This window comes from Testudinibacter aquarius, from assembly GCF_004342725.1.
Classification (GTDB): Bacteria; Pseudomonadota; Gammaproteobacteria; order Enterobacterales; family Pasteurellaceae; genus Chelonobacter; species Chelonobacter aquarius.
Genome location: NZ_SMCP01000004.1, coordinates 32,163 through 47,382, shown reverse-complemented (window position 1 = coordinate 47,382; position 15,220 = coordinate 32,163). Strand labels below are relative to the sequence as shown.

At 45.9% G+C, this 15,220-nt stretch carries 5 protein-coding genes; 2 read left to right on the top strand and 3 right to left on the bottom strand.

The annotated features are described in order from the left end of the window. The first annotated feature begins 139 nt into the window (after window positions 1–139). The gene (locus EDC16_RS05040; RefSeq protein WP_132966061.1) at window positions 140–10,189 is read left to right on the top strand and encodes a beta strand repeat-containing protein; all 10,050 of its coding nucleotides are present in this window, start codon (window positions 140–142) and stop codon (window positions 10,187–10,189) included. On the opposite strand, the gene EDC16_RS12675 is transcribed toward EDC16_RS05040, so the two are convergent. Further along, the gene (locus EDC16_RS12675; RefSeq protein ID WP_157330513.1) at window positions 10,186–10,356 is read right to left on the bottom strand and encodes a hypothetical protein; all 171 of its coding nucleotides are present in this window, start codon (window positions 10,354–10,356) and stop codon (window positions 10,186–10,188) included. The two genes, EDC16_RS05040 and EDC16_RS12675, sit on opposite strands and share 4 nt — an antisense overlap. Before the next feature lie 108 nt (window positions 10,357–10,464). On the opposite strand from EDC16_RS12675, the gene EDC16_RS05035 reads away from it, so the two are divergent. Next, window positions 10,465–13,128 (top strand): Ig-like domain-containing protein, encoded by a 2,664-nt coding sequence (locus tag EDC16_RS05035; RefSeq protein WP_132966059.1) that lies wholly within the window; start codon window positions 10,465–10,467, stop codon window positions 13,126–13,128. A 402-nt stretch (window positions 13,129–13,530) separates the two neighbouring features. On the opposite strand, the gene EDC16_RS05030 is transcribed toward EDC16_RS05035, so the two are convergent. Then, entirely contained in the window at window positions 13,531–14,043 is a 513-nt protein-coding gene (locus EDC16_RS05030; protein ID WP_132966057.1) for a hypothetical protein, read from the bottom strand. Window positions 14,044–14,116: 73 nt separating this feature from the next. Continuing rightward, window positions 14,117–15,124: a class 1 fructose-bisphosphatase gene (gene fbp, locus EDC16_RS05025; RefSeq protein ID WP_132966055.1), complete on the bottom strand. Its 1,008-nt coding sequence runs from the start codon at window positions 15,122–15,124 to the stop codon at window positions 14,117–14,119. Window positions 15,125–15,220: the final 96 nt, after the last annotated feature.

The window sequence follows — 15,220 nt, the reverse complement described above, 5'->3', positions numbered from 1 at the left end:
ATAAACGAACCGAATATCAGCAGGACGGAAATTATTCGATTCCGTTACTGGTAGCGTAATTATTTTGTAAACAAATCAATATTGGATAAGTTTCGCCTTACCCAATAGTGTAAATTTTTTTGAAATTAGGATATAAAACATGTCAGCAACTTTAAAAGTCTTAAATGCTAAAACTGAAATTGCAAGCTACACCATCGCTAATGGTGAAACGTTAACCATTAAAGCGCAAGATGAAGTGAATTATCAATTGGTTGATAATCTAACCGGTTTAGGACCTCAAAATATTATTGCCAAACGTGTCGGCAATGATCTACAAATTTTATTAGAAAACGGCGATACCGTTCCGGATGTCATTATTGAAGATTATTATGATAATGATGATCCGGCAGCGACCACCAACCTACTTATAGGACAGCATGAAAACGGTAATATTTACGCCTACGTTCCTGAGTCAGGACAAACTTCTGACGCTGTCAGCATGCTGGCTGAACAAATGGCTGCACCGCAAGCATTGGGTGGTGATGAAATCAGTGGCTTGTGGGTGTTTAGCCCATGGTGGTTATTGGCATTGATTCCATTGGCAGCCGTTGCAATTGCTGCCGGTGGCGGCGGTAAAGGTGGTAGCGCAACCGACACCACCGCTCCGGATGCTCCAGTGATCGATGCTAAAGCAGATGGTTCAGTAACCGTAACACCGGCTGCTGATGCATCCAATGCAACAGTGACTTATACTGATGAAAATGGCAAAAATCAAACAGTTGAAATTCAAAAAGGCGATGACGGCAAATGGACGCCAAAGGGTGAATTACCAGACGGCGTAACGGTCAATCCAGACACTGGCGTAGTCACGATCCCTGATGAAGCCATCAAAGGCGGCAGCGATGTAACAGCCAGCAACAGCGACAAAGCGGGTAATACCAGCGACGCAACCACCGCAACTTCAGTAGATACTGATGCGCCAAACCCACCGGTAATCGATGCTAAAGACGACGGTTCAGTCACCGTGACCCCGGCAGACGACGCAACTAAAACCGAAATCACTTATATTGATGAAGACGGCAACACTCAAACCGTGACGGTTGAAAAAGGCGACGACGGCAAATGGACGCCGAAGAGTGAATTACCAGACGGTGTAACGGTAAATCCGGACACCGGTGTAGTCACTATCCCTGATGATGCCATCAAAGGCGGCAGCGATGTAACAGCCAGCAACAGCGACAAAGCGGGTAATACCAGCGACGCAACCACCGCAACTTCAGTAGATACTGATGCGCCAAACCCACCGGTAATCGATGCTAAAGACGACGGTTCAGTCACCGTGACACCGGCAGACGACGCAACTAAAACTGAAATCACCTATGTTGATGAAGACGGCAACACTCAAACCGTGACGGTTGAAAAAGGCGACGACGGCAAATGGACGCCGAAGGGTGAATTACCAGACGGTGTAACGGTCAATCCGGATACTGGCGTGATTACATTACCACCAAGTGCGGTTAAAGACGGTTCTGATGTTACCGCAGTTGCAACTGATAATGCTGGAAATAGCAGCGATCCTGTTACAGAGACTGCTAAGCCAAATGCATTGATTGGCAACCCTGTATTATCTATCCCAGAAGCAGCAGATAAATTTATTAATGCCGATGAAATTTCAGATGGTGTTCAAGCAACGGTCACCTTACCTCAGGGAACATCCGAAGGTGCGGTAGTAACATTAACTATCAGTGGTGCGGAAAACAGCACTGTAACACACACTGTAACAGCAGAAGAAGCCAAAGCCGGTAAAGTTGATCTGGTCATTGCTAAAGATGCAGTTGACACCAATGGTGACTATTCCGTAAAAGCGGATGTCAAACAAGGTGACCATCAGGCAGTTAGCGATGCGGTTGATTTTGCCGTTGATACTGTTGTGCCGGGTGACACCGATGGTGATGGCAAAGCTGATCAAGCACCGACAGTGACAATCCCTGAAAATAATGATGGCAGCGTTAACGCAGAAGATTTGAAAGACGGTATACAAGCCAATGTCACCTTGCCGGAAGGTACTCAAGCGGGTGATACCGTGACGTTGACTGTTACTAACCCGGACGGTAGCACTTCAACTGTCACTCACACCGTAACTGAAGATGAAGTGACTGCAGGTTCAGCTGAAGTTACTATTCCTAAAGCACAAATTCCAACGGACGGCGAATACAGTGTAGTTGCAGATATTAAAGATGCTGCGGGCAATACCGGCTTATCGAGTGAGCCAGTCAAATTTGATGTCGATGCGACAGTTCCTGGTGATACTGATGGCGACGGTACAGCAGATACGACGCCTACGATTACTATTCCAGAAGCCACAAATGGTGTCAGCAAAGATGAATTATCTGATGGTGTTCAAACCGAAGTCAGCTTACCTAAAGGGACAGAAGCAGGTGATACAGTTACGTTAACAGTGACTGATAAAGACGGTAATACCTCAACAGTAACTCATACTGTAACTCAAGAAGAGATTGATGCAGGTAAAGCTGAGATCACGATTCCTAAAGAACAATTCCCGACAGACGGTGATTATAACGTTGTTGCAGAGATTACTGATCCGGCTGGTAATAGTTCCGGTAAAGGCACTGAAACACCAGTCACTGTTGACACGACTGCACCAAGTGCGCCAGAAGTAAATACACCGAGTGATGGTTCTGTCGAAGTTACTTTACCGACAGATGCTGAAGTGGGCGATACGGTAGAAATCACTTATACACCAGAAGGTAGCGATCAGCCAACAACAGCCGTAATCACTAAAGGTGAAGACGGTACTTGGACTTCTAATGATCCGAATGTGGTTGTTGATGGTGACAAAGCGACGATTCCGGCTGATGAAGTTGCAGATGGCTCTACAGTAACTGCGGTTGCTAAAGATCCGGCTGGAAACAGCTCTAGCGAAGATACTGGCACAGTAGCGACGCCAGGGGCGCCAGTTGTTACTATTCCTGAAAATGCAGATGGCGGTGTAAACGCAAAAGAATTAGAAGATGGCGTTCAAACCAATGTAGCTTTGCCAGAAGACACAAAAGCCGGTGATACTGTGACCTTAACCGTCACTAATCCGGACGGTAGCACGTCAACCGTGACCCACACTGTTACTGAAGACGAAGTAACCTCAGGTTCTGCTGAAGTGACGATTCCTAAAGATCAAATCAGCGAAGATGGCGACTACAAAGTAGTTGCTGACGTTACATATTCTGATGGCAGCAAATCGCCAACCAGTACAGCAACTGATTTTAAAGTTGATGCAACAGTACCGGGCGACAGCGACGGTGATGGCGTGGCAGATGACGCAGGGGCACCGAAAGTCGCTATTCAAGACGGTGATGATGGCTTCATCAACCCGAAAGATCTAAATGAAGACGGTACTGCGAATGTCACGATTACATTCCCTGCTGACAGCGGCTATCAAGCCGGTGATGTATTGACCGTGACCAACCCGGACGGCAGCACTCAAACTGTTACCCTGACAGCAGATGATATTGCTAACGGCGTAACCGTTAAAGTGACACCGGTTGACGGACAAGTGAATGAAGTGAAAGCCGTGGTGAAAGATGCTGCCGGCAATACATCGACTGAAGGAACAGACACATCAACTGCCGATTTGAAAGTCCCTGGCGACACCGATGGTGACGGTACAGCGGATAGCGCACCGGTGGTGACCATTCCGGAAGCAACCGATGGCGTGAATGCTAAAGAGCTGGAAGACGGCGTACAAACCAACGTCACGTTGCCGACCGGTACACAAGCGGGTGATACCGTGACTCTGAGCGTGACCAATCCGGATGGCAGTACTTCAACCGTTACTCACACCGTGACCGAGGCAGAAGTCACTGCTGGTTCAGCTGAAGTGACTATTCCGAAGGAGCAAGTGCCGACTGACGGCAACTACAGCGTGGTGGCGGACATCAAAGATGCGGCAGGCAACAGCAGCTTGCCAAGTGCACCGGCAACCTTTGAAGTAGATAAAACTATCCCGGGCGATACTGACGGTGACGGCGTAGTCGACAGTAAACCAACCGTAACCATTCCAGAAGCCACTGATGGCGTGAATAAAGACGAGTTGGAAAATGGTGTACAAACTGAAGTGACGATTCCGAAAGGCACCGAAGCGGGCGATACCGTGGTATTAACCGTCACCAATCCGGACGGCACAACCTCGACGGTGACACATACCGTAACACAAGATGAGATCGATAGCGGCAAAGCTGAAGTTACCATCCCGAAAGATCAAATCGGTCAAGATGGTGATTACAAAGTCACGGCAGAGATCAAAGATCCGGCAGGCAATACTTCCGGCACCGGTGATGTAGCCGACTTTACAGTCGATACCACAGCACCGGCTGCACCGACCGTGACCCCAAGCACTACCGACGGCAGTGTAACCATCACTCCGCCAGCGGATGCAGACACTAAATCAGTGACAGTGACCTTTGAAGATGAAGACGGTAACACACATACAGTGACTGCGACAAAAGGTGATGACGGCAATTGGAGTATCACTGAACCGACAGATCAAAGCAGTTTACCGGAAGGTGTAACAATTGATCCGACCAGTGGCACAATTACCATACCACAAGACGCAGTCGAAGACGGTAGCACCGTGACCGCGACTGCTAGCGATACCGCCGGCAATCCGTCGACTCCGGGAGAGGGGCCGGCGGGTAAAGATTCTCCGATCACCATTGATACTGTGGCTGGCGATGATGTGATCAACGCTACTGAAGCTAAAGCGGGTGTGACGGTAACCGGAACCGCACTTCCGGGACAAGAAATTGTCTTGACTGATGAAGCCGGTAATGAATTAGGCACAGCAACGACTGATGCTCAAGGTAAATGGTCTATTCCGTTGACAGCCGATCAAGTGAAAGCCATGGGCGAAGGTGCTGAAACGCTGACGGCTACGGTGAAAGACACTGAAACAGCAACAACCCGTAATATCACTGTAGATACAGTCGTGCCTGGCGACAGCGACGGCGATGGCGTGGCAGATGACGCAGGGGCGCCGAAAGTCGCTATTCAAGACGGTGATGATGGCTTCATCAACCCGAAAGATCTAAATGAAGACGGTACTGCGAATGTCACGATTACATTCCCTGCTGACAGCGGCTATCAAGCCGGTGATGTATTGACCGTGACCAACCCGGACGGCAGCACCCAAACTGTTACTCTGACAGCAGACGACATTGCTAACGGTGTAACCGTTAAAGTCACACCGGTTGACGGACAAGTGAATGAAGTGAAAGCCGTGGTGAAAGATGCTGCCGGCAATACTTCGACTGAAGGAACAGACACATCAACTGCCGATCTGAAAGTCCCTGGCGACACCGATGGTGACGGTACAGCGGATAGCGCACCGGTGGTGACCATTCCGGAAGCGGCTGATGGCGTGAATGCTAAAGAGCTGGAAGACGGCGTACAAACCAACGTTACATTGCCGACCGGTACACAAGCGGGTGATACTGTGACTCTGAGCGTGACCAATCCGGATGGCAGTACTTCAACCGTTACTCACACCGTGACCGAGGCCGAAGTCACTGCTGGTTCAGCTGAAGTGACGATTCCGAAGGAGCAAGTGCCGACTGACGGCAACTACAGTGTGGTGGCGGATATCAAAGATGCGGCAGGCAACAGCAGCTTGCCAAGTGCACCGGCAACCTTTGAAGTAGATAAAACTATCCCGGGCGATACTGACGGTGACGGCGTAGTCGACAGTAAACCAACCGTAACCATTCCGGAAGCCACTGATGGCGTGAATAAAGACGAGTTGGAAAATGGTGTACAAACCGAAGTGACGATTCCGAAAGGCACCGAAGCGGGCGATACTGTGGTATTAATCGTCACCAATCCGGACGGCACAACCTCGACGGTGACACATACCGTAACACAAGATGAGATCGATAGCGGCAAAGCTGACGTGACCATCCCGAAAGATCAAATCGGCACAGATGGTGACTATAAAGTCACGGCAGAGATCAAAGATCCGGCAGGCAATACTTCCGGCACCGGTGATGTAGCCGACTTTACAGTCGATACCACAGCACCGGCTGCACCGACCGTGACCCCAAGCACCACCGACGGCAGTGTAACCATCACTCCGCCAGCGGATGCAGACACCAAATCGGTAACGATTAACTTTACCGATGAACAAGATCAACCGCAAACAGTGAAAGTGGTGAAAAACGCTGACGGTACTTGGGCGATTGACGGCACAGCACCGACCGGTGTCACTGTTGATCCGGCGACAGGTGTCGTGACGATTGCTCAAGATGCGGTCAAAGACGGCAGCACCGTGACCGCGACTGCCAGCGATACAGCAGGTAATTCGTCTACTCCAGAAACGGGTACAGCGGGTGAAGATTCTCTGATCACCATTGATACTGTAGCTGGTGATGATGTGATCAACGCGACTGAAGCCAAAGCAGGTGTCACGGTAACCGGAACCGCACTTCCGGGACAAGAAATTGTCTTGACTGATGAAGCTGGTAATGTATTAGGCACAGTAACAACGGGTGAAGATGGCAAATGGTCAGTACCATTGACAGCCGATCAAGTGAAAGCCATGGGCGAAGGCGCTGAAACGCTGACGGCTACGGTGAAAGGCACCACAACTACGGCTACACGTGATATCTCTGTTGATACTCAAATTCCTGGCGGTGAAGATACTGATGGTGACGGCAAAGGTGATGAAGCACCGGTGATTACCTTCGTAGAAGACACCAACAGCGATGGTTTGTTGAATTCGACTGAAGTGGGTGGTGATGGTAAGACAACGGTTAACATTGCAGTCCCTACCGGCACAGCAGTGGGTGATACCTTAATTGTCACCATCAATGATGTCGCAACCGAAGTTCCGGTTACGGCTGAGATCCTTGCTAACGGTTACACCAAGGAAGTGCCTGTCACTGACGGTGAAAAAATCACAGTGACTGCCTCTGTTCAAGATGCTGCCGGCAACGAATCAGCGCAAGCCAGCAAAGAGGCTACCGTTGATATTGCTACACCAACAATCAGCATCAACCCGATTTCTGACGGCTTTATTAATGCTGCGGAAACAAATGCAGATCTGGCTATCAGTGGTACCACTACTGCCGAAGCGGGACAAACAGTAACCGTGACCCTGAACGGTAAAGAATATACCGCAGTCGTAGGAAATGACGGTACTTGGACAGCGACTGTACCGGCAGCGGATGTTGCGGCATTAGCGCAAGGTGACCAAGCAGTTACTGCAAATGTCAGCGATAAAGCAGGCAACCCGGCAACGGAAGGCACTGCGAATGTAGTTGTTGACACCGTAGTACCGACTTTGACGGTAGATGTGGCTGATGCCATTAACGCAGATAACGTAAGTGCGGTACCGGTAAGCGGAACCAGCGATTTGCCAAACGGCAGCGAAGTGAAAATCACCTTGACGGATGCCGATGGCAACACCGTGACGGTGACAGCGACGGTGACAGATGGCAAATACGAAACTACGGTTGACGCCAGCGGCTTGAAAGATGGAGCAATTACGGCAACCGCCAGCAGCACAGCTACGGATGCGGCAGGTAATGCCCCGGCTGATGCGACAGATACAACGGCGAATAGCAAAGATAGCAGCGCACCAACCCTGAGCATTGATCCGATTTCTGAGGGTTACATCAATGCGGCAGAAGCAAAAGGTGAGATTGCAATCAGCGGTACGACCACGGCTGAAGCGGGACAAACAGTAACTGTGACCCTGAACGGTAAAGAATATACTGCAGTGGTAGAAAACGACGGTACTTGGACAGCGACTGTACCGGCGGCGGATGTTGCAGCCTTGGCACAAGGTGACCAAGCAGTGACCGCCAATGTCAGCGACAAAGCGGGCAACCCGGCAACTGAAGCCAAGGCAAATGTGGTGGTTGACACCGTAGTACCGACTTTGACAGTAGATGTGGCTGATACCATCAACGCAACCAATGCAAGTGCGGTACCGGTAAGCGGAACCAGCGATTTGCCAAACGGCAGCGAAGTGAAAATCACCTTGACGGATGCCGATGGCAACACCGTGACGGTGACAGCAACTGTGACCGACGGCAAATACGAAACTACGGTTGATGCCAGCAGCTTGAAAGACGGTGCAATTACGGCAACCGCCAGCAGCAGCGCTACGGATGCGGCAGGTAATGCACCGGCTGATGCGACGGATGCTACAGAGAATATCAAAGATACTACACCAAGCTTAGAGGTGACTTCTTTGTCAGTTCCAAATTCTGTAGATGAAGGTAGTAATGCAGTATTTACGGTTAGTTTGGCTGAAGGTCATCAAGGCGGTACTATTGATGCACCTGTCTTGGGTGGTACGGCAACAGCAGTTGCAGATTATGGTACGGCTATATTCAGCAACGGCGTGACCGTGGACAGTACTGGTAAACTGGTAATTCCGGTAGGAGTAACCAACTTTACCATCAGCTATCCGATTACTGAAGATCAGCTGACTGAAGGCAATGAAACATTGAGTATGGATTTAGGTGGTAAATCGGCAGCAACCACAATTAACGATACTTCGTTAACAACTTTGTCGATTTCAGTAGCAAATCCGGAGCAGCGCGAAGATGACTCTTCGGAAGGATCCGTGATGACTTTCACTGTGACTGCTTCACAGCCAGCAACTGAGGATACTAAAGTTACTATTGATTTGAGTGGTCAGGCAACGGCAGCTGATTATATTCTTGCCGGTGGTACGGTATCCGGCTCTCAAGTTACGGTTATTATTAAAGCGGGTGAAACAACAGCCAGCTTTACATTAGATCCAATTTTGGAAGCTAACTTAACTGTACGAGGCAAGCAAGAAGGGCAAGAAACGGTAGTTGCAACCATCACCTCTGTTAATGACACCACGGTAACGGCTGATACTGCTAATAATACAGGTACAAACCAATTTTATGATGTGACAGCTGTTAGTACAGATGGTTTAATTATTAACAGCAATCCAGTAGCTATGATTACGCTTACAGGTGATTACAGTTTATTGGTCGGTCCAATTGTTACAGGTGATGAAAACAATTTATCAATTGGTGCTGATAATAGTAATGCAGAGCAAGCCACTCAAGCTGAAGGAGGAATCGTAACAACCGATTACGACGATATTATTTATCTTGGTTATACACAAGATGGTGAAAAAGATGGCTATGGTAATATTTCCAATGCTTATGCTGCTGCTGGCAACGGTACGATTACCGATGGTAATGTTTCGTGGACTACAATAGATCTAGCGAAAGGTGATGATCACCTGAAGATGTTGGGAACACTCAATCAGTTAGCTCGAGTTTATGCTGGTGAAGGTAACGATATCATTGAAATTGGTGGAAGTATGGTAGGCTTTACTGGTGGCGATGATTCAGCAACTATTTTTGCTGAATCGGGTGATGATACAATTACTATTGATGGCAATATACAATTTGGTTCCATTTATACTGGTAGTGGTTCTGATACTATTATTATTGGTGGTGATACTTCTTTTTATAATGTGATTGATTTGGGTAGTGGTAATGCAATGCCAAACGGTTATCAGTCAACTTATTCTGGAGATAATTCTTTGAGTTTGGGAAATGACAATAATATTGATCTGAGTACTGATAAGAATAATCTTACGATTAATGGTGGTGTTGGTGATAGTGCTGCTGTTGGTATAACTTACATTTATGGAGGTGCGGGAGTTGATAATATTACTGTTGCGAAAACGATCGGAGATAAGGCAGTAATATCGACAGGGGCAAATGATGATACTCTAACAGCAGGAGTGATAACTTCAGGTGCTAAGATTGATATGGGAACCGGTATAGATACGGTAACCCTATCAGGCTCTGGTAATTCATTCCGCCTAACTGAAAATGTTAAAGGTGCTGAGATCATTGATATTAACGGCAGTGGTGCAAATACATTGTATGTTAATGCTGATAATGTTCGTAATTCAGGCGCTGAAGAAATTATCAAAATCCAAGGTGGATCAGATGATACAGTTAACTTAGGGTATGCAGCAGCTTTCTCTTCTTTGGGGGAAACTCTAATTGACAGTACTAAATGGGCAGCAACTGGTAATACGTTAACTGAAGATGGGCATACCTATGCAGCTTGGCAGTACGGTTCAGATACTACGACCTTGATTTATATTGAAAGCACGATTAGCAATATAATCTAATTTAAGATAAACTTTTCAACCAAACCGCACTTTGCAAAAAGTGCGGTTTTTTTGTCTTTCTTGAAATACAAGATATCAAATTGACGCTTATATTTATTTTTGTAATCTGGCTTTGGCTTTTTTAATCTATTAGCAGCAGTGATCTTTTGTGTAAAACCAGAAGCCATTCTGTCTCAGGTCTGATATTTTTGCCGATAAAATAGTAACTGTGGGTTACTATTTTGGGGCTTTATTTTTAGTTATACGATGACGAATATCAGACAGGAGCAGCAATTATGCCAATAAATAGAATTAAAAATGATCTAAATTTACTTATCAAGCCTTTTACAGAACCTATGCCGATTGCAATTGCCCCGACAATTTTAGTCGTAAAGGGGGTCGTGAAGATTACACCGCTGGAAGGTGCTATCGAATTAAATATTCAAATAACAGATAGCCAGGGCGAAAGACAAACAGCCTTGTTGAAGAAAGAGGTGAATAAAGGGTGGATACAGTCAAGCAAACAGAACTGGTTAGTTGTAGAACACGAGAGTGGTGAGGTGACTATTGAACGAAAAAATGTATATTTTGGGTCAAAAGTGATTGCAACCGCACAAGATAGTAATGGTATTAGCACGCAGACCGAGGTTGATGTGTTGTTTAAGCCATGGTTTAAACAGGATACGTTTTCATTTGCATATAGCGAAAATAACGTGATTAGCAACGCTATTGGAAATGTTGCAGCTGCGGACGAAGATAATAAAATCAAAGAATATTTATTTATCCACGGTAATGGCACGATGAGTGCCAGAAGTGAAGATGGTAAATATGTGATTAATACTAAAGGCGATATTTACTTAACACGTGCTGGGGGCGCATTGATTGGCACGGCTGACAGCGAAAGCACAGTTGACAGTAATGATTATGAAACATTACCGAATAAATTTGAAGGATATAAAATCGTTGCAGTGGATCAGACAAACGTAGTGTCGGAAGCGATTGAGATAGATTTTGTCGTAAATAACAAAAGTGCGGTATTTTCGATGGTTACATTGGTAGATGATCTAACCGAGGATTACGACAGCACCAAGTTAAATGCCTTGATTGATAATGGAACTTATACTACCGATGGCAAGACTGGAGGTGTTATCAGTTCAACCACAGGTTTCACCAGTTTGACAACCGGTTTGACTAATGACGATACACCGGATCTGACTATCACGTTAGATAAACAACTGGATAGCAATCAAACACTGAAGGTTTATCGTTATAAGTATGATAATTCTCTGGCAGGTATTCCGGAAATCAAATCGGAAACTGAAGTGACTGTGACATTGAAAGCGGGATCGACAACTGAATATGAGGTTAAAGATTCCCTGGATCAAACGTATGGTCAAGAGTATCTGTATAAAGCAGTGATCGTTGATCTTATCGATGGGGAACAAGTGGAAACCTCTGTAGTTGAACACCACATTAAGCTGGATACGTTGGTCGAAACCATGAAGATCACGAATGTGGCGACTTCCGGCAATAATGTGACTTACACCGGTATTGCCGAAGCAGGTGCAACGATTAAGGTGACCTATTTGAGCGCTAGCAATAATAACAGCTATAACACGCAAGACATTACGGTTAGCGATGATGGCAGTTTTACTTTAACGTTAAACGATTGGCAGACTAAAACGTTGGAAGGTGCGAAAATCACTACTATTGATCGCGCAGGTAATGTCAGCGAAGCTAGTATGCATGCGCTAAACAACTTGTACGTGCCGATTACAGCAACTGAAGGGATCACCGTAGATACTTTCGGATCAAGTATTGGGATGCAAAAATACAATAACACTGGTTTACTCTCTACCAGTGATGCTGATTACTTTATCTTAAGTGGAGACTATGGCAGACAGCCATTAGGTGTCTTAGGAGGAAATTCTGCGCCAAATCCAAATATTGTGGAAACGGGTAATGGTGATGACTATCTCCGTATTAACAGCCAGTACTATGTTGGTGCCAATATCGATATGGGCGAAGGTAATGACATTATTACTGTTGGCAGTAATATTGCCGGAACCAGTACTATCGATCTGGGTAATGGCAATAACCTCTTGGAAGTAGGTGGCTATGTAACCAATGAAACAACGGTAAAAGGTGGCAGCGGTGATGATATCGTCAGAGTAAAAGGCGATATTGACGGCACCAGTAAGTTTGAGCTAGGTGACGGCGAAAATATTATTCAAGCGGGTGACACTTTCCGTGGTACTAAAACCATTACAACCGGTAGCGGTGATGATGTTATTTACGTTGCCAAATATATCAACGGCACCAACAATATTAATTTGGGCGCAGGTGATGATGTGATCTATACCGGCACAGATTTAGATGGTACCCACAATATTGTGATGGGCGAAGGCGATGACAGTATTGTTACCGGTGGTAATGTTAAAGGTTCTGATACAATCTACTTCAATGATGGTAATGACAGATTAGAAGTCGGTGGTTGGATTGAAGGCTCCAGCATTATCAATATGGGTAATGGTGATGATACCGTCATAATCAAAGGAAATCGAGGTCAGGATCAGGATCTAATTGGTAATACCTTATTAGATGGTGGTTTGGGGCAAGATACTCTAACCTTTATTGGAAACGATGGTGTTGTTGATATGACTAAGGTTAATGGTTTTGAGGTAATTAATTTAGGAAATACTGACAAACATGTGAATCTGGTTATTAGTGATTTGGTCTATGCTAACGCACCAACTAAGCTCTATATTAATGGTGGTGCCACCGATGTAGTTGATTTAGGTGATAATAACTGGTCTAGCGACACTGCAAGTAGTACACCGCAACTTGGAACTTGGACTTCTACCCAAGGAACAGGAGCAGATGCAGGGTATACCATCTGGACGGATACTACTAACACCAGTATTCAAGTCTTGATTCAGAATACTGTTACAGTACTTTAAGTTTTGAGTTAAACCGTACTTTGCAAAAAGTGCGGTTCAGCAAAAGACAAACACCTCGTCAGCTTGCTGACGGGGTGTTTTTTATGCACGAAATTCTTGGAAAATCAACCGAGCTTTCCTTCGCCCCTTGTGGGAGAAGGACCGATTTTTGCTTCGTTCAGAAGCGAAAATCAGGATGAGGGGGCAACGAACATTGATTCACCCTCATCCGCCCTTCGGGCACCTTCTCCCATCAAGGGAGAAGGAAATAAGGGGTACAATCCTAACCACTTGCATGCAGGCAACCGCACTTTCCTTTGCCCCTTGTGGGAGAAGGACCGATTTTTGCCGTGAGGATGCAATCAGAACATAAATAAAGTGCGGTATTGTTATAGCGGGATGCAAAACCCTACTCAATAATGTTCAATACGGCACTTCCAACCGTCCGCCGTCAAGATATTGAATACTGAGTGGTAGCACGATGGCTTCAAGTTCTGGGTTGGGTGAGAGGAAAAAAATGCGATTGTTACGTGAGATAGAGTCGATTGGGAAGACCGAATCGATGCTGCGGCTTTGGTATTGATCCATACCGGAATTAAACACCACTTGAATCTCTTTGTTAAAAATAATGTGTCCTTGGTAAGTGTATAGAGAAAGCCAAGAGATAGAGTGCACCGGTCTGGAAGAGTTGATGCCGATTTTATAACGCAGCACTAGATTGGTGATGTTTTGATCGCTGGTTAAAAAATATTCCGGGCCTTCTAAATTGATGCGGGATCTAAATTCGTCCAGCATTGGGGAGTCGGGCAGAGCGTAGGAGGCAATGCTTTTGAATTCCGGCAGTGAATGTTCTTTTTTCCCTTTAAGAAAAGTCGAGGCGACAATCAGTAAACAGACAGCAATAAAAATTGAGCCATATTTCAAAAATAAATTCATAGTCACCTCACATCATACAGATAGCATAAAGCAATCTGTATGATGAAGTCAATTCTTGATGAAAACCGTATTTTTACTGATTTTGATATTCGAGCATAAATGAGGTGGCTTTTTCAACCATGTTTTTTGAACCGACAAATAATGGTGTTCTTTGATGTAATTCAGTCGGCTCGATGTCTAAAATTCGTTGATAGCCGTCACTGGCGAGCCCACCGGCTTGTTCGGCAAGAAACGCCATTGGGTTGCCTTCGTATAATAACCGCAGTTTTCCCAGTGGGTAGTGGGTCGATGTCGGATAAATATAAATCCCGCCTTTCAATAGGTTGCGGTGGAAATCTGAGACCAGGGAGCCAATATAGCGAGAGGTGTAAGGACGGTGGCTGCTTTCATCTTCTTCTTGGCAATATTTCAGGTATTTTTTTACCCCCATCGGGAATTTAAGATAGTTACCTTCGTTGATCGAATAGCATTTGCCGTTTTGCGGAATCTTGATATTTTCATGGGAAAGAAGAAAAACACCTAATGAGGTGTCATATGTAAAACCATTTACCCCATTGCCGGTGGTATAAACCAGCATGGTTGACGAACCGTAAACAATGTAACCGGCAGCAACCTGTTTGTGTCCGGGTTGTAAAAAATCTGCCAAAGTTACTGCGGTACCGATAGGGGAAATTCGTCGATAAATAGAAAAGATGGTGCCGACAGCAACGTTGACATCAATATTAGAAGAGCCGTCGAGTGGGTCGGCTAAGATGATATACTTGGCATTGCGTCCTCTTTCGGTGTCGAATGCGACAAAGTTTTCTTCTTCTTCCGAACCAAAACCGGCAACTTCGTCACGGGCAATCAACGCGGCTTTCATTTTTTCATGAGCAAAGGCATCCAATTTCATTTGAGCTTCGCCTTGCACGTTTTCTATCCCGGAATTGCCGATTATATCGTTATTCAAGCCTGCTTTATTGATATCGCGGTGGATAACTTTGGCGACTAAACGGATTGAGGAAAGAATACCACTCAATTCGCCCTTAGCACTGGGGTAATCTGCTTGTTTCTCAACAATAAACTCACCTAATGTTTTCATTTTTGCTCCCGTAATTAAAAAAGAATCTTGTGATTTTTTGTTATATAATCGACACATTTTATTATAGCAGTCATTCGATCCTGCGTCAGAATTAGC

Bases quoted from the DNA above. Each gene is read 5' to 3' on its own strand.
- EDC16_RS05030 (WP_132966057.1), bottom strand. From the start codon at position 14,043: ATGAATTTATTTTTGAAATATGGCTCAATTTTTATTGCTGTCTGTTTA.
- EDC16_RS05040 (WP_132966061.1), top strand. From the start codon at position 140: ATGTCAGCAACTTTAAAAGTCTTAAATGCTAAAACTGAAATTGCAAGC.
- EDC16_RS12675 (WP_157330513.1), bottom strand. From the start codon at position 10,356: ATGGCTTCTGGTTTTACACAAAAGATCACTGCTGCTAATAGATTAAAA.
- fbp (WP_132966055.1), bottom strand. From the start codon at position 15,124: ATGAAAACATTAGGTGAGTTTATTGTTGAGAAACAAGCAGATTACCCC.
- EDC16_RS05035 (WP_132966059.1), top strand. From the start codon at position 10,465: ATGCCAATAAATAGAATTAAAAATGATCTAAATTTACTTATCAAGCCT.